Origin of the sequence: Nostoc sp. (genome assembly GCF_036917315.1) — a bacterium.
Lineage (GTDB): Bacteria > Cyanobacteriota > Cyanobacteriia > Cyanobacteriales > Nostocaceae > Nostoc.
The window spans coordinates 113099-133058 of sequence record NZ_JBALDR010000058.1 but is presented as its reverse complement, the minus strand read 5'-3'; the positions used below and the strand labels follow the sequence as shown (position 1 = coordinate 133058).

Sequence of the window (19960 nt, the reverse complement as noted above, 5' to 3'; positions counted from 1 at the left end):
ATAAGGAAATGAGCATTCATGGCACGCGCAAAGTTTGAAAGGAATAAACCCCACATTAATATCGGTACAGTTGGCCACGTTGACCACGGTAAAACTACCTTGACAGCAGCCATCACCCTGACATTGGCAGCTCTTGGTCAAGCTGTAGCTAAGGGCTACGACCAAATTGATAATGCCCCAGAAGAAAAGGCACGGGGTATTACCATCAATACTGCTCACGTAGAGTATGAAACCGAAAGTCGGCACTATGCTCACGTAGACTGTCCAGGACACGCTGACTATGTGAAGAACATGATCACCGGTGCTGCCCAAATGGACGGAGGTATCCTCGTAGTTGCTGCTACCGATGGCCCTATGCCCCAAACCCGCGAACACATCCTGTTGGCAAAACAGGTAGGCGTTCCCAGTCTGGTTGTCTTTTTGAACAAAGAAGATTTGATGGATGACCCAGAACTCTTGGAACTAGTAGAACTAGAACTGAGAGAACTGTTAAGCAGCTATGATTTCCCTGGCGATGATATCCCCATTATCAAAGGCTCTGGTCTGCAAGCTCTGGAAGCAATGACCAAGAATCCCAAGACCAAACGCGGTGAAAATCCGTGGGTAGACAAAATCTATGAACTGATGGATGCTGTAGATTCTTACATCCCAACTCCTGAGCGGGATGTTGATAAACCCTTCCTAATGGCTGTAGAAGACGTGTTCTCAATTACAGGTCGTGGTACTGTTGCCACCGGTCGGATTGAGCGGGGTGTAGTCAAAGTTGGCGATAACGTTGAACTAGTGGGTATCAGAGATACTCGCGCTACAACCGTAACTGGTATTGAGATGTTCAAGAAGAGTCTCGACCAAGGTATGGCTGGGGATAACGCTGGCGTACTACTCCGGGGTATCCAGAAGGCTGATATTGAACGGGGTATGGTTATCGCCAAACCTGGTTCGATTAAACCTCACAATGAATTTGAAGGTGAGGTTTATGTCTTAACAGAAAAAGAAGGTGGTCGTAAGACTCCATTTTTCGCTGGCTACCGTCCCCAGTTCTACGTGCGGACAACTGATGTAACTGGTACCATCAAAGCTTACACTTCCGATGAAGGCAAAGAAGTAGAAATGGTGATGCCAGGCGATCGCATCAAGATGACAGTAGAATTGATCAACGCGATCGCGATTGAACAAGGAATGCGCTTCGCTATCCGCGAAGGTGGTCGCACCATCGGTGCTGGTGTCGTTTCCAAAATTATCAAGTAGCACCTTTTTGCTCATAACAAAGGAGCAGAGATGGTATTTATTTTGCCTCTCTGCTCCTTTCTCTTCCCTCTATAAATAAGGTAATAGGTTACAGGGGACAGGTAATAGTTTTCTGTAACCTACAACTTGTAACCGTTAACCTGTAAATACTCCCCTAATTACGCAGAACCTGGAAAATTAAAGATGGCAACTCTACAGCAGCAGAAGATTAGAATTCGCTTACAAGCCTTTGACAGGCGCTTATTAGATACATCTTGCGAGAAGATTGTAGACACGGCTAACCGCACCAACGCTACAGCTATAGGCCCAATTCCTTTACCAACAAAACGCCGGATCTATTGTGTGCTGCGATCGCCTCACGTAGATAAAGATTCACGGGAGCATTTTGAAACCCGTACTCATCGCCGGATTATTGACATTTACCAGCCCTCTTCTAAGACTATTGATGCCCTGATGAAATTGGATCTACCATCGGGTGTAGATATTGAAGTCAAACTTTAATTTATTCATTAGTCATTGGTCATTTGTCCTTTACTAATGAAAAAGGACAAAGGACAAAAGACAAATTACATTAGTATGAATATTTACACAGCCCTGAAGAAATATATCTCAGGGCTTTTATTTAGCTAGGAAACAAATGATAGAATGTAGATAAAGTACGGGAAAAGCAGAGAAAAAGAAATTTTAAAGATTAAGTTTATACCAAAGTAACAATGACATCATCTTCTAAAATTGCAGTTCGCGAACTACCTCTGTTCCCGTTACCCGAAGTAGTTCTGTTTCCTACCAGGCCATTACCCCTGCACATATTTGAATTTCGCTACCGAATCATGATGAATACGATTTTGGAAAGCGATCGCAGGTTTGGTGTTTTGATGTTCGATCCAGTCAAAGGTACAATTGCAAACACTGGTTGCTGTGCCGAAATCATTCATCACCAACGGCTGCCAGACGATCGGATCAAGATGATGACTTTAGGGCAGCAAAGATTTCGTGTATTAGAGTATGTTCGTGAAAAGCCATATCGCGTTGGCTTAGTTGAGTGGATTGAAGACCAACCACCGACTAAAGATTTGCGACCTTTATCAACTGAAGTAGAACAACTACTGCGAGATGTTGTGCGTCTGTCAGCCAAATTAACCGAACAAAACATTGAATTACCAGAAGATTTGCCCGATCTACCAACAGAGTTATCTTATTGGGTAGCCAGTAACCTTTATGGCGTCGCCGCAGAGCAGCAATTATTGCTAGAAATGCAGGATACTGTAACTCGTCTAGAGCGGGAAGCTGAAATTTTAACTTCTACTCGGAATCACTTGGCAGCTCGCGCTGTTCTCAAAGACACGTTTAGTGAAAAGTGAGGAGTTAGGAGGTAGGAGTTAAGAGTGAGGAGTTAGGAAGAAAAAACAAAAATAAAAGATTGACAACTTATAATTTATATTTCCTAGCTGATAACTGGTAAATCCTAAATGATAACTCTTAACTGATAACTCCTAACTTTTTAAGTAACGGCAGCGATCGGTAAAACATTGTAAGCGCCAAGAATTTTTAAAATCTCTGTGTGGATAGTTAATTCTGCTAAAGCAGATTGCATTTGTGCTTCCTTGGCATCTGCTTCTAAATCCATAAAAAATAAGTATTCGCCTAGCGATCGCTTCGTCGGACGAGATTCAATCCGGCTGAGGTTAATTCCTAGTTGAGCAAATATTTGCAAAGGTTTGACCAATGCTCCGGGTGTGTTGGCAGGCATACTAAAAGCCAGTGATGTATGACTAGTAGGAGCTTTTGTTGCCTGGTATCCAGCGTCCACTTCACCCTGACTTACTACCCAAAAACGAGTAAAGTTTTCTGGATAGTCGTTGATGTTACTGGCAAGTATCGGTAATTTGTAGAGTTGAGCAGCTCTACTAGAAGCGATCGCTGCTGTTGTTGTCTCTTGCTCCAATCGCTGTAGTGCTTCGGTTGTAGAATTGCTGGGAATAATCTGTACAGATGGGAGAAACCGCTGTAACCATCCCTGGCATTGTGCCAAAGCTTGCGGGTGAGAGTAAACAGTCTTAATACTATCTAAATTAGGCGCACAAGAAATTAACATATGGGCAATGGGTAATACTAAAGCCAACTGAATTCGCAAACTGTCCAACTGCCAAAGTGTATCCAGTGTTGTAGTAACACTGCCTTCAATAGAATTTTCCACTGGCACAACAGCCAACTGCGCTTGACCATTAGCAACGGCGTACAGTGATTGGGAAATGCTGGGATAGGGGCATAATCTAGCCTCAATTCCCTTACTTTTGCTCAACCAGTTGACATAAAAAATAGTTGCTTGTTCTGCATAAGTGCCGGGAGGGCCTAAATGTGCGATCGATAAAGTCATACTTTTAGCCTTGAGTTGCGAGTTTAATGGGTAAATAAAGATGGTAAATAAAGATTATGATATTTTGGTTTGGTAAATATATCCAACATTTACTCTTACTAAACACTGTTATCTCTAAAATTTACGCACTAAAAATATGTATCTAAGAAAACAAGTTATCGAAATCAGTCTTCTAGCAGATAGATTTCCTAGTAGTTTTTTTGCTCATCCCTCTGAAGATTTAAGAGCAATGATATTGGTTTATCCTAAACAAATATGCATATTATTGATTTTGTGTCAAGAATTAAATTCTAATCTCTATTTCTTGAACTAAAGATAGAATGAGCGTACCAACTTTTTGCTAATGATGTATAGGTGATAAGCAGCAATCGTTTTTATAGTCAATAAATTTTGTACTTTTCTAATAATCAGAACTAAGTTATTAAAAAATATTAAAATTAAGAAACAGATATTTTTATTAGCTCATGGCTACCCGGTTTACTGCCTCCCAATCGGTTGAAATCGCTGTTCCAGAGCAGCCTATTCCCATTCAGCACTACTTGCGTCAGCCTCAACGTCTGGTTAAGGCTTTGGTTGACAATAGCCGGATTCAGCAGCTTTCTGAAGAAGTATTTCGCTTGAAGATGCGTCCGTTGACTTTTATGTCATTGAGTATTCAACCTACTGTAGACATGAGAGTCTGGGCAGAATCAAATGGAATAATTTATTTGCGATCGCTAAACTGTGAAATTTTAGGTTTCGAGTATATTAACCAGCGCTTTGCTCTCAATTTAAAAGGCTATTTGTCTCCCAAAGAGTTTAGCACTGGCACTCGCCTGCAAGGAAAAGCTGATTTAGAAGTAGTGGTGGATTTTCCACCGCCATTTTCCTTTACTCCTAAGCCGATTTTAGAAGCTACTGGCAATGGTTTACTCAAAAGTGTACTGTTGTCGGTTAAGCAACGGTTATTGAATCAACTTTTGACGGATTATCGCTACTGGGTGATATCACAAACCAAAGATAGAGGACTTGACAGTGATAGTACTGAATTACCAATCCTGAATGCTGAGTAATTTGTTAACAAACAGAATTCAGGAGTCAGGAGCCAGAATACCCTTTCAGGGAAGCAAGCTACAGAATTGAATTCTGTAATTAGTAGAAGGTCTGTAGCTTGCTTCCCACAGCTTATCCCCTACTAAACTAATTGATTCTGAATTCTGTATTCTTCTTCAATCACTCAACACTCAGACCTTTGATTTGGCAAGGACGAAAAGACTGACGATGTAGGGGCGAAGGCCCATATTGTTGCAAAGCCAGCAAATGCCGCTGGCTACCATAACCCTTGTTACACTCCAGATTGTACATAGGGTATTTTAATGCTAGACGTATTATCAGATCGTCACGCCAAACCTTAGCGACAATACTAGCAGAGGCAATAGTGAGCGATCGCTCATCCCCTTTAACTATTGTTTGTTGCGGCAATAGCAAATCTTTGATTAACTGATTGCCGTCAATCAAGCAGAGTGCAGGCTGTACCTTTAACTTCAGCACAGCCCGCTTCATTGCTAACAACGTCGCTTGCAAAATATTTATCTTGTCAATTTCGGCAGTAGAAGCAAACCCAATTTTCCAATCTATAGCCAGCGCACAAATTTGCTGCGCTAGCTGAGTTCTCCGAGAACTAGACAACTTTTTACTGTCTTTGATTTTAGCTGCCATCAGTATTGGCAAAGCGCGATCTGGTAAGATCACTGCTGCCGCCACCACAGGGCCAAATAGAGCACCTCGCCCTACTTCATCAACACCTGCAACCAACCCTGGAATTTCTGACAAGGTAGAAAACTCCAACCAAGTGGATTGTTCCAAAGGCGTTGGCAATATTTCTACCATAAAGCAAATTAATTATCCTCGATCGCTGAGGAACGGCGGCGGCGGCGGCGGCTGGCAGTGGCGCTGCTATTAGCTTCATTTTCATCTGCAATTTCGTTCGCGGCAGCTTTCGCAGACAAGCGTCCCGAAGGATTCACAGTCAACTCCGATGGTGGTTCAGTTGGCTCTTCGATCAAAGATTTTTGTTCTGGCTCAATAACTTTTGGTGTCGGTATTTTGCTTGCAGTTATTTCAGGTGTTGCCTTTTGGGCAATAGTGATTATTTCAGGTGTTGCTTTTTGGACAATAGGTGATTCTGAGGTTGATTCGGTTGGGGTCGTTGGCTGTTGACCGGGCTGAATCACATTAATAATCACAGACTTGGTATTTTTAACCTCTTGCTCTAACTTCACCAAGGGAGATATTCCCATCAAGGCAAATATATCCTGTTCTTGAAGGCTCATTTCTACAGTTCTAATCTCCGGTGGTTCTACCACTGGCTTAACTGGTTCTGCCTTAATTATTTTAGTGCGCTCTACTCTTTCTCTTTCACTCCAGCCTGGTTTACCAAGGGTGGGTGAGGGAATTTCTGGCGCAACTCCTAGTTCTGGTTCTATATCCAGGTCTAAATCTGGCTCGTTAACAAAAGTCAGGGGACTGGGAACAATCCGAGCTTCATCTTTCCCGTTTAACCCATTGACACCAATTCGACTACGGCGAGTGCGGGTACGGCGCTTATCATTCAGTTCTTGATAACTAGGATGATTGATCAGATTTAGGTTGCTCAATTCCGAGTCGCCGTCAAATGCTTCCCCAAATCCATCGTATGTTTCTCGTGGTTCCGGGATGCGGGCAGATGGCTGACGTGGTTCTCGGTGAGGCAAGGATACAAAACGTTCGCGCTCTGGTGTCTCTGCCGGTATTGGCAATCGGTTTTCGATTTCTCCAGGCAGACGCACAGTATGTCCTAAACCGCCACAGGTAGGGCAAGTTTCACCAAACAATTCATAAATATTTTGACCCTGACGTTTGCGGGTCAATTCTACTAAACCTAGTTCGGTAAGTTGGGCAATCTGGGGACGAGCTTTGTCTGCTTTGAGTGCTTTATTAAAGTGTTCGAGAACTTGTAGTTGGTCACGTCGCGATTCCATATCGATAAAATCAACGACGATCACCCCGGCGATATTTCGCAGACGCAACTGGCGAGCAATTTCTGTTGCTGCTTCGCAGTTTGTCCACAAAACTGTTTCTCTAGCTGTTGCCGATCGCGTGAACGAACCTGAGTTAACATCAATTACGGTTAATGCCTCCGTCGGCTCGATAATAATATAACCGCCAGAAGGTAGGTCTACTCTCGGTTTCAGGGCTTCTCGAATCGCAGCAGTGATACGGAAGTACTCTAAAATTGGGGAGCGATCGCGATGATGGTCAATCAACAATCCCTGCGGTGTTTGACCGCCACTCCAATTCTGCAAGTACTGTTTGACGCGCTTCAAACCAGTACTGGAATCTACGACAATCCGATTGACATCCGCGCCGTACATATCCCGCAATACGCGCTGGATAAAGTCATCGTCTCGGTTGAGCAGTGCTGGAGCACGGGTGGAATGGGCTTCCTGCTGAATGGCCTCCCATTGCTTTTGCAGTAACTCCAAGTCTTCCATAATCGCTTCTTCAGGTTTGCCTTCTGCTTCTGTACGCACAAGCAAACCCATTCCCGCCGGTTTGACCAAAATCGCCAGCGCTCGTAAGCGGTTGCGCTCACTTTCACTTTTAATCCGTCGGGATAAATTTACGCCCCGACCATAAGGCATCAGTACTACGTAGCGTCCAGGTAAGGTGATATTACCCGTGAGCCTAGGCCCTTTTGTCCCCGTTGGCTCTTTCATTACTTGCACCAAAACTTTCTGTTGTGGTGCAAGTAGTTCTGTAATTGCCGCTGCGGTGCGCTTGAGCTTCAATGGCCCCAAGTCGGTAACGTGAATAAAACCGTTGCGCTCTGGGTCGCCAATATTGACAAAAGCTGCATCTATCCCAGGCAATACGTTTTCTACTACTCCTAAGTAGATATCACCTATTTGATGATGACCCGTAGCAACAACGAGTTCTTGTATTTGATCTTCAGAAAAAACCGCAGCAATTTGGTGCTGCTCCGCGATGATAATTTGTTTCGGCATTCAATTTCCTCAAAAATTGGCAGCACTTACAGGTTTGAGGTTTGTTGTATCAAGTCCGGTTAATTACTTAATAATTCAAAACTACCTGCGTCTCCGCGTTAGTTTTAATTACCAGTGTTTCTCGGTTTGATATTATACTTTCGCTGCCCTCGCAACCCTCAAAAGGCGCTACTGAATAATAAAAATTGCAAATCTGAGCTTCTAAGTTAAATAGCTATTGGCGCTCTTAAGAGCGTTTTTACGGCTGATTATTCCAGAAATGCTGCTATCGTTTAAGCTATTAAATCAACCGTCCGTGGTTGATTTGTGATGCAATACTCTTAATCAAGAGAGTTCTGAGTTGAAGTTCTAAATCCTGAGTGAGCATTGTAACTCAGGATGCTTTCTTTGAGAGTAACCTACTGTATTCGTTAAGAAAAAGAAACTATTTCTATTTTCCATTCCCCGGATTTATCTTAGGGTTATACTCAGCAGCCACAGTTGCTACCCTGCCTTGAGTCGCTTTAAACTAAGACAAGCAACACTTTGCGCGTCTCGCGAACGTCTACAAGTAGGCATAACCGGCAGCAGTTGCTTTAACTCTAAAAAAGTAATGCACTAGCTCTTCGGCACTACCTGGATTAGACATTCAGCAGTTGTTTAAAAAGCATGAATTTAGAGAAGCTAACCGAGCCTGCTGTTAGTTACTGATTCACAAGGTAGCTATATAGAGAGTGTGCATTCTTTAATCTGCTTTTTGTTTGTCTAGGATAAAATCCTAGAAGTTGCACTCTAATATCTTTGCTTTCGCCCCCTGAATACCAGGGTAGTGAACCAGCTAATTCAATGCAGCGCCAGAAAATTTCTCTTCACCCTATTCTAACGCAACCTTGCTAAAAATCAATTCCTGTGAGCTGCCATCTTAGGACAACTACTAGCAAGTTGCCCTACAGGGATTATACCCCTAAAGTTAGCCGATTGCGATGGATGTGCAGGAGTTGAAATTCTACACCAGCCACTGTCTCTAGCATAAACAGGATTTGTTCGGGACGCAACACCAAACCGTCCTGGCGATAGCTACCTAGATAACGGATTACAGATGACATAGATTCTGCAACGCTTTTGTTGGTTTCTACTAACTCCAGTTCAAATAAGCGATCGCGCAGATTTATTAACTGGCTCTTGCCTGATTTAGTTATTTGCTCGTACCAAAGTTCCTCTTTTGCTTTGATTGTATCAATCCAGTTTTGCCATTGTATGGGTGTTGTTTCTGCGAGTGCTACTACAGTAATTAAATACTCTGCGGACTCTAGCAGTTGGGTAGCGGCACTAGTTTTTAAATCTATCTGCTCCACATTATATATAGGTATGTCTGTGGGCATTTCACGAGCCAACTTTTCTCGGAAAGTATCAACTTCCACTGGCACAGTTAACTCAAAATCTGCAATTTCACCGCTGCTAGTAGCCCCTAAAGCCAAAGCAGTTGCTAGAGAAATGCGTGGCATTGGATGAAACCCACCAGTAAAAGCAATTGGTAAGCCTGCTCGTCGAACAACTCGGTCAAACAGACGGATTAAATCAAGATGGCTTATTAAAGCCATATTACCTTGTTTCCCAAACCAAACTCGCAGTCTTTGCCCCTTAGTTGTGTTGGGGACAAATTCGCCAGCAAATTTTGGGATAGCAGGTGATTCAATCACCACGTTATGCCCAAAATCGGTGCCACAAACGCCACAATGAGAACAACCTTCAAAAGAGCAGTCTGGTACAATTGCAGCTTCTAGAGCGCGTTGCAAGTCTTCTTGGAGCCACTTTTTGTCAATCCCGGTATCAATATGATCCCAAGGTAAGGGAATATCGAGGGAGTGGGGAGCAATAAGTGAGGAGTTAGGAGTTAGGAGTTGGGTATTTTCTCCATCTTCTTTGCCCTTGGGCGCTTCTGCGTGAAACACATTCCATTCGCCATTTTCTACTTGGCGGTATTTCCAATCTAAATCGGCTTGGGCGATCGCAGATCCCCAAGCGCTAAAAGCTCGATCTAAATTTTCATACCAGGAATCCATACCAGCACCCAATTCCCATGCACGGCGAACTACTTTGCTCAAATTGCGATCGCCTCGTCCCACAAAATCTTCCATTGCCGAAATGCGGACATCGGTAAAATTTACCTTCACTGCCTTGATTCGGCGGAATTCTTGCCGCAACACGTTTTGTTTGCGCTTAAATTCATCGGTAGAAACTGAGTGCCACTGGAATGGTGTATGGGGCTTGGGCGTAAAGTTAGAAATTGTCAGGTTAAAGTTTAGGGGTTTTCTACCCTTACCTCGACATTCTCGCTGTAACCAGCTTACTGTTTCCGCAATGCCCATAACGTCAGCATCGGTCTCACCCGGCAAGCCAATCATAAAATACAACTTTATTTTATCCCAGCCTTGCTCCCAAGCGGTTTTTACTCCCCGCAACAATTCTTCATTCGTCAACCCCTTATTCACAATGTCTCGCATCCGCTGAGTACCAGCTTCTGGAGCAAAAGTCAGTCCACCTTGGCGCGTACCTCCAAGGATGTTGGCAATATTCTCATCAAATCTGTCTACCCGTTGGCTTGGTAGAGTCAGAGAAATATTTTCATTTTTTAAGCGATTTTTGATTTCCATCCCCACTGCTGGTAGGGACAAATAATCAGAACAACTCAGAGATAGTAGGGAAAACTCATTGTAACCAGTTGCCCGCATCCCCTGTTCAATTGCTTCTACAACCTTATCGGGTTCTACATCCCGTGCTGGTCGAGTCAGCATTCCTGGTTGACAGAAGCGACAGCCACGAGTGCAACCACGCCGAATCTCAATGGTCAAGCGATCGTGCACTGTTTCTACGTAGGGAACCAAACCAATAGAATATGCTGGTATGGGAGTTGCAACCCGTCGCAGAATTCGTTTTGGTACGTCTGGGTGCAGAGGGTGAACTGAGCCATCCTCTGCCATATCGTAAAACTGAGGCACATATACGCCTGGTATCTGTGCCAAATCCAGTAACAGATTTTCCCGACTTAATCCTGTTTGTTTGCCTTCTTCTAATACCAAACCGATTTCTGGCAGCAGTTCTTCTCCATCTCCAAGGGCGATAAAGTCGAAGAAATCAGCATAAGGCTCAGGATTTGATGTCGCTGTTTGCCCGCCAGCGAAAATCAACGGAAAGGATGACTGGGTATCGGTAGATTCTCTGCCTCCCTGCCCCTCTGCTCCTCTGCTTTGCTGCCTCTCTCGCCACGTCAAGGGAATTCCTGCCAAATCCAACATTTCGAGGATATTAGTTGCACCCAGTTCGTAACTGAGGCTAAAGCCTAAAATGTCAAATTCTGCCAGCGATCGCTTTGACTCTACCGCAAACAATGGCGTATTAGTTTCGCGTAGTTTGGCTGCCAGGTCTTTTCCTGGGAGGTAGGCGCGATCGCACAATTGACGCGGTTGGGCATTCAAGACGTTATAAAGGATGATGTGCCCTAAATTAGATGCACCGACTTCATATACTTCTGGGTAGGTTAAAACCCAACGTATTGCTGCCGTATCCCAAGGTTTTCGTACTGCTAACAGCTCGTTACCCAGGTAACGTGCTGGTTTTAAAATATCCGACGTTATTAATTTTTCAACTGCAACAACCACTGTGCTATCTTCTAGCTACCTTAATTACAGCTACCCAAACCCAACATTAGCATTGAATTAGGTCTTCTAACAGATTTTATCGTTGCAACTTACAACTCCTTTACATAAAGTCCGCTTATTGCCTGAACCTTTGTGCTTTTACATAAAGTTATGTTTGAGCCAATTCGGCTTCAGCGTCTAATATTTCAAATACCCTATCGAGTTGCGTCAGTTCAAAAATCATTCTAATTTGTGGGGCAACAGCGCTAAGTTGGCAATTTCTTCCTAAAGTAAGAGCCAGCTTGTGTGTAGATAACAATGCCATCAATCCCGCGCTGTCTAACGATTCTACTGCTGCGAGGTCTACTACCAAGGTGGAAATACCATTTTGCGCCAACGCTGTAGCCATATCTCGTTCAAATTCCAAGGCGTTTGCAGCATTTAAGCACCCTTGGGGGCGAATAACTGCAATTTTGGGATAGTTAAGCACTGCCTGCATAGTTACATCCTATTAAGAATTTTGAAGCGTCAAGCTAAGGATTATTTGAACATAAACTCTATTTTGTTGCATCGACCATACGTCTTAGCTCTCTTTGCTGAATCTTTATTGCTTTAGTATGTCTGTTTAAAGATTGTTATAATTCCAGGTTAAAATGTGTTTATATATACTTTTTTTTTATGTCACTTCAAAAACAATCAACTATAGACGGCCATAGAGCAGACAAATTATCAGTAACTATGCTGAGAAACCTTGCTTAGTCTATAACTAAAGCTAATTTAGTCAAGTCTTAACGTTAGGTTAAATCTCCCACTTTAGCGTTGCTGATGGCATACGGCAAAGTCATAGTGAATTATCTATCTAACTAATTAAATTGTGATATATATCACTACTAAGTTAGTATTTGGATCGCTCTTTATACTGAGACCGATCTGGGATGATTAGTGTCATATTACAGTTGGGTTATTACTTATGAGAACTCAGTACGCTATTCGTAAATTGGTAGAAAAAGCTCTTGACATTAAAAAACTAACTCCTGAGATAGAGAATGAAATCAACTCAGAACTGACGGAACTAGGTTACATTTCTGATGTTGATTACGAAGCACTAGAATTATTAATGGCAGAGATGGATGCTGGACGAATCCAGTTGGTTCCTAGCCTGGGATTCTAAAATAATTCATAATGACGCTTTCTTTCTACGAACGCGAACAGCGTGTCGCAGACAGAAGTTTTGTGTAGCTTGCTTCTCTGTAAGGTTAGAATGACTCCCTAACGTAATTCGTAATTAAATTTAGCAGGGGGATACAAGAGCGATATGATTGCTAGTCTTTTTCTATGAGGTTGATTATTTAAATACTTTAAGGTGGCGTAAACTGTGCTGGTGAACCTCTACATTATGCATTCATCGAAAATTTCCATACAGTTCGCTAAACGCCTAAAAAAATTCCTCCCAATCTGTTTGCTGAATTTGTCCACAAGCAGAATGAACTCGTTGCTAAGGGAGTTGATATCATCAATATGGCTACTGGCGAGCCAGATAAACTTACTTCTAGTCATATCGTTCAGGTGATGCATGAGGCGATTGACAACGCTGCTAACCACAATTATCCACCTTACGAAGGGACGAAATAATGTCTGGTGCGAAGGATGTAGCAATCGAATTTCACAGTCTTCAACGTATGAAAAATGCTGGGAATTAGGGACTGGGGACTGGGAAGATAAGGGGGACAAGGAAGACAAGGAAGAATTATTCAAGAAGTCTCTATGTTGTCTATTTCCAATGGCCCATCCTAATCCCCAATCTCCAACCCTTCTTGATATGCTTGCCAAAGTTGGTGAATAAACTGATTCAGTTGCTGCTTTGCGGCTGAATCAGGTTCAGTTTTTGGTTCTTTCGCTAAAAGTTGGCTCAAGAAGGTAATTACTTCTGTGTCTAATGCTGGGCGAAATAAATTGGCAGGCCAAAGTAAGTCAGATGCATCTCGCAAATCGGTAATTAGAGGTGATTCTTCTATAAAAGTAACCATTAATAAAGGACGCACCCAGCACAACTGGCGGGAAACTACAAATTGAATGACTTCTGCATACAGGTTCCTGTCGCCATACTCTAGAGACACAATTTGTCCCGGTTGAAGAAAATCTAGGCTCATGTCCATTTTGGGCAGGGGCAAGGATTATTTTGCTTGCAACTTCTTTAATCTTAAAAGTGAAAATGCGCTACGTTTAAGAAAAGCTTCTGTAAGATTAGGGTAGCACTCTTACGGCAGCCATGTCTTAGACGTGTGCCTTATCAAGTGGCTACGCAAAACTAATACAACCAATCCCTGCCAGCAAAGGGTTTTCCTCGCATAGTATCTGAGCAGAAATACTATAGAATAGGTAAACAACTGTTGAGCGATCGCAAAACAGAGACTTTGTTGTAGTGAAGTAACGAGAAAAGAGCAAAGAGCCGTGTCAGTTGAAACTATCGAAAAGCCTTCCACAACCCGCAAGCTCGCGCCTCGGTATCGCGTTTTGCTCCATAACGACGACTACAATTCTATGGAGCATGTTGTACAGTCACTAATAGCCACTGTACCAAGCCTTACCCAACCCCAAGCTGTGAGCATCATGATGGAAGCCCATACTAACGGGCTAGCTTTAGTCATTACTTGCGCCCTGGAACACGCTGAATTTTATTGCGAAACATTGATAAGTCACGGTTTAAGTAGCACGATTGAACCTGATGAATAGTCGTTGGTCATTGGTCACTTGTACTGAGCGTAGTCGTTGGCGCAGCCTCTCCAAGAGTTGTATTGGTCATTAGTCGAAGTATAGAGGATTGGCTGGTGACTTAACATTGATATGAAAGAAAACCTTGTCCGTTTAGCTGAACGCCCTGCCCCTATTAGGCTGGGTGCTTTTATTTTGACTTTATTGTTGCTATGGTTGCCATTGGCTACACCAATATACTTACTAGTGCATGATTCAAACTTAGAAAGTATATTGACATTGGTATTGTTATATGCAGTATTTATTTTTCTCCTGAGACTATGGGGTAAATATGTCTACCAACAGCCCCAAATTCTGCGGCATTATGGCTTAGAATTTACGCGGCAAAACGGTGTGGATTTACTGCGTGGCTTGGCTCTGGGGATAATTAATATTCTGATACTTTTTGGAATAGAAAGTTTGTTGGGTTGGTTGGTGTGGCAACAACCGAAAGTTTTTTTGGTGAAAGTTGTTTTAGAGGGTTTACTTGTTGCTTTGGGCATTGGATTTGCTGAGGAGTTGTTATTCCGAGGCTGGTTACTAGATGAGTTACAACGAGATTACAGTTTGCGTGTGGCACTGTGGACAGATGCAACTGCGTTTGCTACATTGCACTTTATTAAACCCTTGGAGGCAATTATTCATACACTGCCGCAATTTCCAGCTTTAGTACTGCTGGGATTAACGCAAGTATGGGGAAAGCGTTGGCGGAGGGGACGCTTGGGTTTTCCAATTGGTCTACATGGTGGTTTAGTTTGGGGTTACTACATTATTAATGTAGGTAAATTAGTGAAATATTCTGGTCAAGTTCCTGATTGGGTAACTGGTGTGAATAATAATCCCCTACAAGGAGTGATGGGGGTGTTGTTAATGAGTGTACTAGCTTTGTGGATACGGGGAAGGACTGAGCGATGAGCGATCGCGTCATATATGAAAATACAAATATTAATCGTATCAGCTATTTGTTTATGAAAAATCAGCAGACAGATAGTGATTTTTGGATGCAGTGGGTATTAGCAAATGCTACTAGCTTCTGTGTAGGTCTTCTTTACTTTCCATTTATTTTCCCATTTAATTTTTTTACTTCATTAGTGCCTGGTCTAGCTCAATGGTTAATACTAAGAAAGCAAATTAGTGGACTCAGCAGATGGTGGATATCAACTAATATTCTTGGTATTATCATATATGGATTCATGGGTGGAAAACTGGCATTTAGCAGTAGCTCATTTAGTAATTTTTGTTATTATTATACACATATTTCTAATATATGTGCAGTATTGGCTTATTCCATCAGTGGATTTTTTGGAGGATTTATCACTGGAGTGCAGCAGTGGTTTTTCTTAAAAAGATATGTTTCTTTATCTCGCTTGCAGACAAGTTGTATATTAGCTAACACTCTTGGCTGGACTTTGGGTGGTTTTATAGGTAGTATTACATTATTAAAAACTATTTTTACTGTCTATTTTTTTATAGGATTACTTGCTTATGGATTATTATTTGGTATGCTCAATGGAGCTATTACAGGAGTGTTTTTAATTAAAATTATCAAGCACAACAATAGGTTAATAACATTAGCCAAGTGATAAAGTTATGCAAAAAGTGTCATCTAAGTTTTGAAAACTTTTAGTGACTTCAATACATTCTTATTTTAACATCTCTTTTTCGCTTGCTTTAATACTACACTAATTTATCACACTTAAATCGCCAGACTCAAACTGGATGTATTTATAGGATTTTTTTAATTAAAAACTAATTAAAATATATGATATTTACGAAAATAAAAATATTAATCGTATCAGCTTTATTACTTACTTTTCTTTCTGGTTGTAAAGATTGTCAGGCTAAAAAAACTTCAAATCCGGCTCATGTGAAGCAGTTGCTAACAACTAAAAAATGTCCCAAGTGTGACTTAGGTGGTGCTGATTTAACAAATGCTGATTTAGCTGGAGCAGATTTAAGAGAAGCTGAACTGACTAATGCTAAATTAGACGGAGCTAATCTACAAGGGGCTGATTTAACTAAAGCTGAACTAAGATGGCGAGATGATGTTGGCGATAAAGGCAAAATGGGTATATCAGAAATTGGGGATGATTACTGTAATGTTACCTATGAGGCTTCATTCAAAGGAGCTAACTTGAGGGGAGCAAAACTTATTCAAACTGACTTATCAAGTTTGGATTTAAGTGAAGCTAATCTGAGTGATGCTGATTTGACTAATGCAAAACTAAACTGGGCAAAACTAAATAAAGTAGATTTAGAAAAAGCTAATTTAAATAATGCTTCTTTAGAGTCAGCAGAACTAGATTACGCTAATCTAAAAAAGGCAAATTTGCAGGGTGCGAATTTAAGTTTGAGTAGCTTGTATCATGCAAATTTAGAAAAAGCTAATTTAAATAACGCTTCCTTAGAGTCAGCAGAACTAGATTACGCTAATCTAAAAAAGGCAAATATACAGGATGCAAACTTAAGTTTGAGTAGCTTGTATCATGCAAATCTAAAAGAAGCTAACCTTACAAGTGCCAATTTAGATCGCAGTTCACTTTTAGGTGCAAATCTGCAAAAAACACAGTTGATAAATGCTAATTTGCAAGGAGCTAAACTAAGCGATTATCTTATTGATACTAATCTAAGTGGAGCTAACCTCAGCAGTGCTTCTCTAACAAGTCTTAATTTACAGAAGGTTATCTACGATTCTAATACTATTTGGCGTGGAGCCTCTTATAACGAGTTTACACAGTTTCCTAATGGATTTAATTCTCTAAATGAGCAAATGGAATTTAAAAGGCTTTCTCCTTTTTCCCCTTTTTAATAATTTGTTATTTTTTAATATTATTTTAATTAACTTTTTTGTCGCTGGATGTGCTGAGTTATATTCGCCAGGTGATGAACCACAATATGAGAAAATTGCAGAAGATAATATTATATCTATGATTCAGAATCAAAAAACCTACTTTTCAACCCATAAAACTTTCCTGAAACCACTTGATAAACCATTAAAATCAAATTCATCTTTTTTCAAAACTGAAAAATGTTATGGTTACTACACTAAAACTATTCCTGAAGTTAATGGTACATCAACTATAAATGGTATTTATATTTATGCAAGACAGGAAGCATGTGATGGCAATTGGGGCATAGATTTGAGTTCTTATGTTGGTGGTGTTTTTGTTGTTCCTATTATTGATGCTAAAGAAATAAAAGTGGTAAGTATCGTATGTAAAAGTAATGGGCCAGGATATGCACCCTTAAATCATCGACCATACTATACAAATGGTTTAGTAGATTGCCCTCATGAAGCCAAAAAAGTATATTTAGAAACTGAATTATTTAAGAATAAAAACGATGACGCAATCTAACACTATTAAACAGCAGCGATCGCAAAGAATATTAGAACTATTTGCGATCGCACCTACGCCACATTTTTGACTGAGATAATTCCTTCACCACACCACTGGATCAGTAACCATCTGTCAGAATCTTTATCTAGTGCTGGCTTGAGACGGAAATTAAAAACCTCTTGCCATACCTCTACTCCATACTGGGATACAAAATCTGCTTCCAGTTCTTTGAACTGTTCCCATTGGCGATTTGCGATCGCGGTCAACATGGGAATGATTGTGGTGATTGAGACTTGGGCGGCGACGGGTGTCATTCTGGATAGTCCTCAAAAATACAAATAATCGGCATGGGTGGTTTTTTGGTGTTGATGATTTTAACCAACCGTTTACCCTTGCTTCTGGCAAGCGCAAAACAGGCTAACTCTGTTTCTGCTGCCGACCAATCCCTTGAATGTGTTACCGGGTCAAACTCTTCTTCATCTGAGTTGTTTGATTGGCTGTCATCGGTCATGCTTTGATTCCTTAATCGGGACTGCGACTAGGTACGGTTACACAAATTTTCACGCAAGCGTTTCAACCACAGTCCCCACCACACAAGCTTTATTCAAATTAACGCCGCTTAAATTTGCACCTTCTAACTCTGCACAAAGTAAATTCGCTCCCGTCAAATTCGCCCCTGCTAAATTCGCCCCTCGCAAGTCAGCTTCTTCAAGGTTTGCTTCACTCAACAAAGCCCCTTGCAAATCGGCGCGACTCAAATCTGCACCTTTGAGATTTGCTCCAGTCAAATTTGCACCGCGCAAGTCAGCACCGCGCAAATCAACGCCTTGCAAGTTCACATTCATTAAATTGGCACCACTCAAGAAAGCACCCGCCAATGACACATCACTGAGTCTGGCTCCCATTAAGTTAGCGCCACGCAAATTACTACCCCGCAAGTCAGCGCTTGTTAAATCTGCTTGCATCAGGTTCGCTCCCATCAAATTCGCCCGCAAGTCAGTCTCTTGGAGGTTGGCTCCCATCAAATTTGCCCCCTCCAAATGCCCTCCTTCGAGCTTAGAACCAGCAAAATTAGTGCCGACAAGGGTAGCGCCAGCAAGATTAATCCGGCTTAAATCCAGTCGGGAGAGTTCCTCGTCTTCTAAATTTGCCCCTGGAAGTTGTTTGAGTTTTCCTAATCTAATGGCTTCAATATTCATGTAAAGTAACTACCAATCTCTTCACTGATCTTGCTGTGGCTATCCCATTGGGAATCAAGTATCCAGATGCCGGCGCTGAATTTGGGTGTCATCAAGGGTAAGTCGAGTCCCTGTTGTAAACCCATAACTAATAAAGCTAAGGTATCTACAAGTTTAGGGTCAAAGCGGGTAGATTGTTGCTGTCTGCACTCATCTAAAGCTTGAGTAAATATCTGTTCCCGGCTTTGATTTGACGATTTTCGCTGATTAAGTCGCCACTGAAAATCTGCTAATAATGCCAAAATTCTCGACTCTAGGGGAATTTCATCTCCAGCTAAACCTGCTGGTTCCCCTGTGCCATTCCACCACTCGCTTTGGTGAGTGATAATTTGGGCAACTGCTCGTAATCTTGGCATGGTTCGCAATACTTGCGCCCCTGGTACTAAGGGACAAGTTAAGGGAGAACTGGGGGCATCTTCTTGGTAGCGTGTGGATATACCGCCAGTGAGAACGCTTTCTGCTTTTTGTAATGGATCTATGCGATGTAACAAAGCCGCTAGCCGCAACCTCTTAATCTGCCATGCGGGAAGATCCAAAAGCTGGGCGATCGCTTCAGCAAGAACTACTATTTCCGCAGCTGCCATTGGATTGTTGACATCTGCCATATCCATCAGTTGCGCCATTCGCAAAAAGGCTTGAATTTCGTTAGAAACCAAGTTGCGATCTAGCGTTTGTTTCTGAAGGGCTGTGGGGATGGATAAATTATCTTGTCCAGTCTGGAGATAATCTACTACACGGGAGACAACTGCACCTAAATTTTGGGATCTGTCCATTGACGGTACAATTTCTTGTTTATCGGCTGTGAGTTTTTCTGCCAGTTCTGGGTTGTATTTTTTGATGTGAGCGATCGCTATTTCTGCTGTCTCTCGCACTAACTCTGGCTCAAATGTCCACAAGCCATAGAATTTGCGCTCTAAGTCTGATGTCGGTACTCCAGCACTGCCATAATCAGCCTCTGATAATTCTTGACAAATTACCATTGCTGTGTATTTAGGCGATAAAATAATTAAGTGCCACTCCTGTGCGACTGGATCGCCTGCATCTAATCCTACTAAGTCTACATTGGGTAGCTGGCTGGTAGGATGTTCAGCAAAGCCAGATTCAGCGGCAGCCATGATGGCAATTTGGCAACTACATTGGGCGATGTCTGCATATCGCCCGGCTTCTTGTAGATACCATTTACCTTGTTGGAAGGCTGCGATGACTAAGGGCGTACCGTCATCGGTTAAGATATGGTCTTCTAAAGCGTGGCACAGGGCAACTAAGGTATTTTTGTAGTAAACACCGAATCGAATTGGCCTGGTGGTATGGCGATGAGCTGCTTCGAGCTGTTGTAGGATTGAACCTTCTAACATGGGATTTGGTA

20 protein-coding genes are annotated in these 19960 nt (G+C 42.0%); 10 read left to right on the top strand and 10 right to left on the bottom strand.

All coding sequences use genetic code 11. The features are described 5' to 3' along the window. Positions 1–18 precede the first annotated feature (18 nt). From tuf to V7K84_RS27445, 3 genes are all read left to right on the top strand, one after another. Entirely contained in the window at positions 19–1248 is a 1230-nt protein-coding gene (gene tuf, locus V7K84_RS27455; protein WP_118168986.1) for an elongation factor Tu, read from the top strand. 183 nt (positions 1249–1431) lie between these two features. Continuing rightward, complete coding sequence (rpsJ, locus tag V7K84_RS27450) at positions 1432–1749, top strand: 30S ribosomal protein S10 (RefSeq protein WP_008232935.1); 318 nt, start codon at positions 1432–1434, stop codon at positions 1747–1749. A gap of 212 nt (positions 1750–1961) precedes the next feature. Then, entirely contained in the window at positions 1962–2609 is a 648-nt protein-coding gene (locus tag V7K84_RS27445; protein ID WP_094349488.1) for an LON peptidase substrate-binding domain-containing protein, read from the top strand. Between the two features lie 140 nt (positions 2610–2749). Here the strand turns inward: V7K84_RS27445 and pheA are convergent, their stop codons facing one another. Next, complete coding sequence (pheA, locus tag V7K84_RS27440) at positions 2750–3625, bottom strand: prephenate dehydratase (RefSeq protein ID WP_334842785.1); 876 nt, start codon at positions 3623–3625, stop codon at positions 2750–2752. Between the two features lie 464 nt (positions 3626–4089). Here pheA and V7K84_RS27435 point away from each other — a divergent pair, with 464 nt between their 5' ends. Then, positions 4090–4677, top strand: a complete 588-nt coding sequence (locus tag V7K84_RS27435) for a DUF1997 domain-containing protein (RefSeq protein WP_322663547.1) — start codon at positions 4090–4092, stop codon at positions 4675–4677. 160 nt (positions 4678–4837) lie between these two features. Here V7K84_RS27435 and V7K84_RS27430 read toward each other — a convergent pair whose 3' ends face one another. From V7K84_RS27430 to V7K84_RS27415, 4 genes are all read right to left on the bottom strand, one after another. Next, a complete protein-coding gene (locus V7K84_RS27430) occupies positions 4838–5494 on the bottom strand; it encodes a ribonuclease HII (protein WP_334842782.1) in 657 nt (218 codons plus the stop codon). 8 nt (positions 5495–5502) lie between these two features. Next, positions 5503–7650 (bottom strand): Rne/Rng family ribonuclease, encoded by a 2148-nt coding sequence (locus tag V7K84_RS27425; protein ID WP_334842780.1) that lies wholly within the window; start codon positions 7648–7650, stop codon positions 5503–5505. A 935-nt stretch (positions 7651–8585) separates the two neighbouring features. Continuing rightward, positions 8586–11288: a TIGR03960 family B12-binding radical SAM protein gene (locus tag V7K84_RS27420; RefSeq protein ID WP_334842779.1), complete on the bottom strand. Its 2703-nt coding sequence runs from the start codon at positions 11286–11288 to the stop codon at positions 8586–8588. Between the two features lie 148 nt (positions 11289–11436). After that, on the bottom strand, positions 11437–11766 hold the full coding sequence (locus V7K84_RS27415; protein WP_334842777.1) for an STAS domain-containing protein: 330 nt from the start codon (positions 11764–11766) through the stop codon (positions 11437–11439). Between the two features lie 471 nt (positions 11767–12237). On the opposite strand from V7K84_RS27415, the gene V7K84_RS27410 reads away from it, so the two are divergent. Continuing rightward, the gene (locus V7K84_RS27410) at positions 12238–12438 is read left to right on the top strand and encodes a hypothetical protein (RefSeq protein WP_094349495.1); all 201 of its coding nucleotides are present in this window, start codon (positions 12238–12240) and stop codon (positions 12436–12438) included. Between the two features lie 619 nt (positions 12439–13057). On the opposite strand, the gene V7K84_RS27405 is transcribed toward V7K84_RS27410, so the two are convergent. Continuing rightward, complete coding sequence (locus V7K84_RS27405; RefSeq protein ID WP_334842841.1) at positions 13058–13423, bottom strand: hypothetical protein; 366 nt, start codon at positions 13421–13423, stop codon at positions 13058–13060. A gap of 295 nt (positions 13424–13718) precedes the next feature. Between V7K84_RS27405 and clpS the strand changes: the two genes are divergently transcribed. The 5 genes from clpS (at position 13719) to V7K84_RS27380 (ending at position 17374) form a co-directional block, all read left to right on the top strand. Continuing rightward, positions 13719–14000 (top strand): ATP-dependent Clp protease adapter ClpS, encoded by a 282-nt coding sequence (gene clpS, locus V7K84_RS27400; protein ID WP_104907504.1) that lies wholly within the window; start codon positions 13719–13721, stop codon positions 13998–14000. Positions 14001–14111: 111 nt separating this feature from the next. Next, positions 14112–14933 carry a CPBP family intramembrane glutamic endopeptidase gene (locus V7K84_RS27395; protein ID WP_334842776.1) on the top strand — a complete coding sequence of 274 codons (822 nt, stop codon included), beginning with the start codon at positions 14112–14114 and terminating at the stop codon, positions 14931–14933. Beyond that, complete coding sequence (locus V7K84_RS27390; protein WP_334842774.1) at positions 14930–15601, top strand: hypothetical protein; 672 nt, start codon at positions 14930–14932, stop codon at positions 15599–15601. The genes V7K84_RS27395 and V7K84_RS27390 overlap by 4 nt, the downstream gene beginning before the upstream one ends. Before the next feature lie 179 nt (positions 15602–15780). After that, positions 15781–16827 carry a pentapeptide repeat-containing protein gene (locus tag V7K84_RS27385; protein ID WP_334842772.1) on the top strand — a complete coding sequence of 349 codons (1047 nt, stop codon included), beginning with the start codon at positions 15781–15783 and terminating at the stop codon, positions 16825–16827. Continuing rightward, positions 16781–17374 carry a type IV pilin-like G/H family protein gene (locus tag V7K84_RS27380; protein WP_334842770.1) on the top strand — a complete coding sequence of 198 codons (594 nt, stop codon included), beginning with the start codon at positions 16781–16783 and terminating at the stop codon, positions 17372–17374. Before V7K84_RS27385 ends, V7K84_RS27380 begins: the two co-directional genes overlap by 47 nt. 53 nt (positions 17375–17427) lie before the next feature. On the opposite strand, the gene V7K84_RS27375 is transcribed toward V7K84_RS27380, so the two are convergent. From V7K84_RS27375 to V7K84_RS27360, 4 genes are read right to left on the bottom strand one after another with little or no spacing between them, the layout of a single operon-like run. Further along, on the bottom strand, positions 17428–17670 hold the full coding sequence (locus V7K84_RS27375; RefSeq protein WP_334842767.1) for a hypothetical protein: 243 nt from the start codon (positions 17668–17670) through the stop codon (positions 17428–17430). After that, a complete protein-coding gene (locus tag V7K84_RS27370) occupies positions 17667–17867 on the bottom strand; it encodes a hypothetical protein (RefSeq protein ID WP_334842766.1) in 201 nt (66 codons plus the stop codon). The genes V7K84_RS27375 and V7K84_RS27370 overlap by 4 nt, the downstream gene beginning before the upstream one ends. A 49-nt stretch (positions 17868–17916) precedes the next feature. Beyond that, the gene (locus tag V7K84_RS27365) at positions 17917–18555 is read right to left on the bottom strand and encodes a pentapeptide repeat-containing protein (RefSeq protein WP_334842765.1); all 639 of its coding nucleotides are present in this window, start codon (positions 18553–18555) and stop codon (positions 17917–17919) included. Next, the gene (locus V7K84_RS27360; RefSeq protein ID WP_334842763.1) at positions 18552–19949 is read right to left on the bottom strand and encodes a DICT sensory domain-containing protein; all 1398 of its coding nucleotides are present in this window, start codon (positions 19947–19949) and stop codon (positions 18552–18554) included. Before V7K84_RS27360 ends, V7K84_RS27365 begins: the two co-directional genes overlap by 4 nt. Positions 19950–19960 lie beyond the last annotated feature (11 nt).

Coding starts and splice junctions, on each gene's coding strand:
- tuf (WP_118168986.1), top strand. CDS start 19: ATGGCACGCGCAAAGTTTGAAAGGAATAAACCCCACATTAATATCGGT.
- rpsJ (WP_008232935.1), top strand. CDS start 1,432: ATGGCAACTCTACAGCAGCAGAAGATTAGAATTCGCTTACAAGCCTTT.
- V7K84_RS27445 (WP_094349488.1), top strand. CDS start 1,962: ATGACATCATCTTCTAAAATTGCAGTTCGCGAACTACCTCTGTTCCCG.
- pheA (WP_334842785.1), bottom strand. CDS start 3,625: ATGACTTTATCGATCGCACATTTAGGCCCTCCCGGCACTTATGCAGAA.
- V7K84_RS27435 (WP_322663547.1), top strand. CDS start 4,090: ATGGCTACCCGGTTTACTGCCTCCCAATCGGTTGAAATCGCTGTTCCA.
- V7K84_RS27430 (WP_334842782.1), bottom strand. CDS start 5,494: ATGGTAGAAATATTGCCAACGCCTTTGGAACAATCCACTTGGTTGGAG.
- V7K84_RS27425 (WP_334842780.1), bottom strand. CDS start 7,650: ATGCCGAAACAAATTATCATCGCGGAGCAGCACCAAATTGCTGCGGTT.
- V7K84_RS27415 (WP_334842777.1), bottom strand. CDS start 11,766: ATGCAGGCAGTGCTTAACTATCCCAAAATTGCAGTTATTCGCCCCCAA.
- V7K84_RS27410 (WP_094349495.1), top strand. CDS start 12,238: ATGAGAACTCAGTACGCTATTCGTAAATTGGTAGAAAAAGCTCTTGAC.
- V7K84_RS27405 (WP_334842841.1), bottom strand. CDS start 13,423: ATGGACATGAGCCTAGATTTTCTTCAACCGGGACAAATTGTGTCTCTA.
- V7K84_RS27395 (WP_334842776.1), top strand. CDS start 14,112: ATGAAAGAAAACCTTGTCCGTTTAGCTGAACGCCCTGCCCCTATTAGG.
- V7K84_RS27390 (WP_334842774.1), top strand. CDS start 14,930: ATGAGCGATCGCGTCATATATGAAAATACAAATATTAATCGTATCAGC.
- V7K84_RS27385 (WP_334842772.1), top strand. CDS start 15,781: ATGATATTTACGAAAATAAAAATATTAATCGTATCAGCTTTATTACTT.
- V7K84_RS27380 (WP_334842770.1), top strand. CDS start 16,781: ATGAGCAAATGGAATTTAAAAGGCTTTCTCCTTTTTCCCCTTTTTAAT.
- V7K84_RS27375 (WP_334842767.1), bottom strand. CDS start 17,670: ATGACACCCGTCGCCGCCCAAGTCTCAATCACCACAATCATTCCCATG.
- V7K84_RS27370 (WP_334842766.1), bottom strand. CDS start 17,867: ATGACCGATGACAGCCAATCAAACAACTCAGATGAAGAAGAGTTTGAC.
- V7K84_RS27365 (WP_334842765.1), bottom strand. CDS start 18,555: ATGAATATTGAAGCCATTAGATTAGGAAAACTCAAACAACTTCCAGGG.
- V7K84_RS27360 (WP_334842763.1), bottom strand. CDS start 19,949: ATGTTAGAAGGTTCAATCCTACAACAGCTCGAAGCAGCTCATCGCCAT.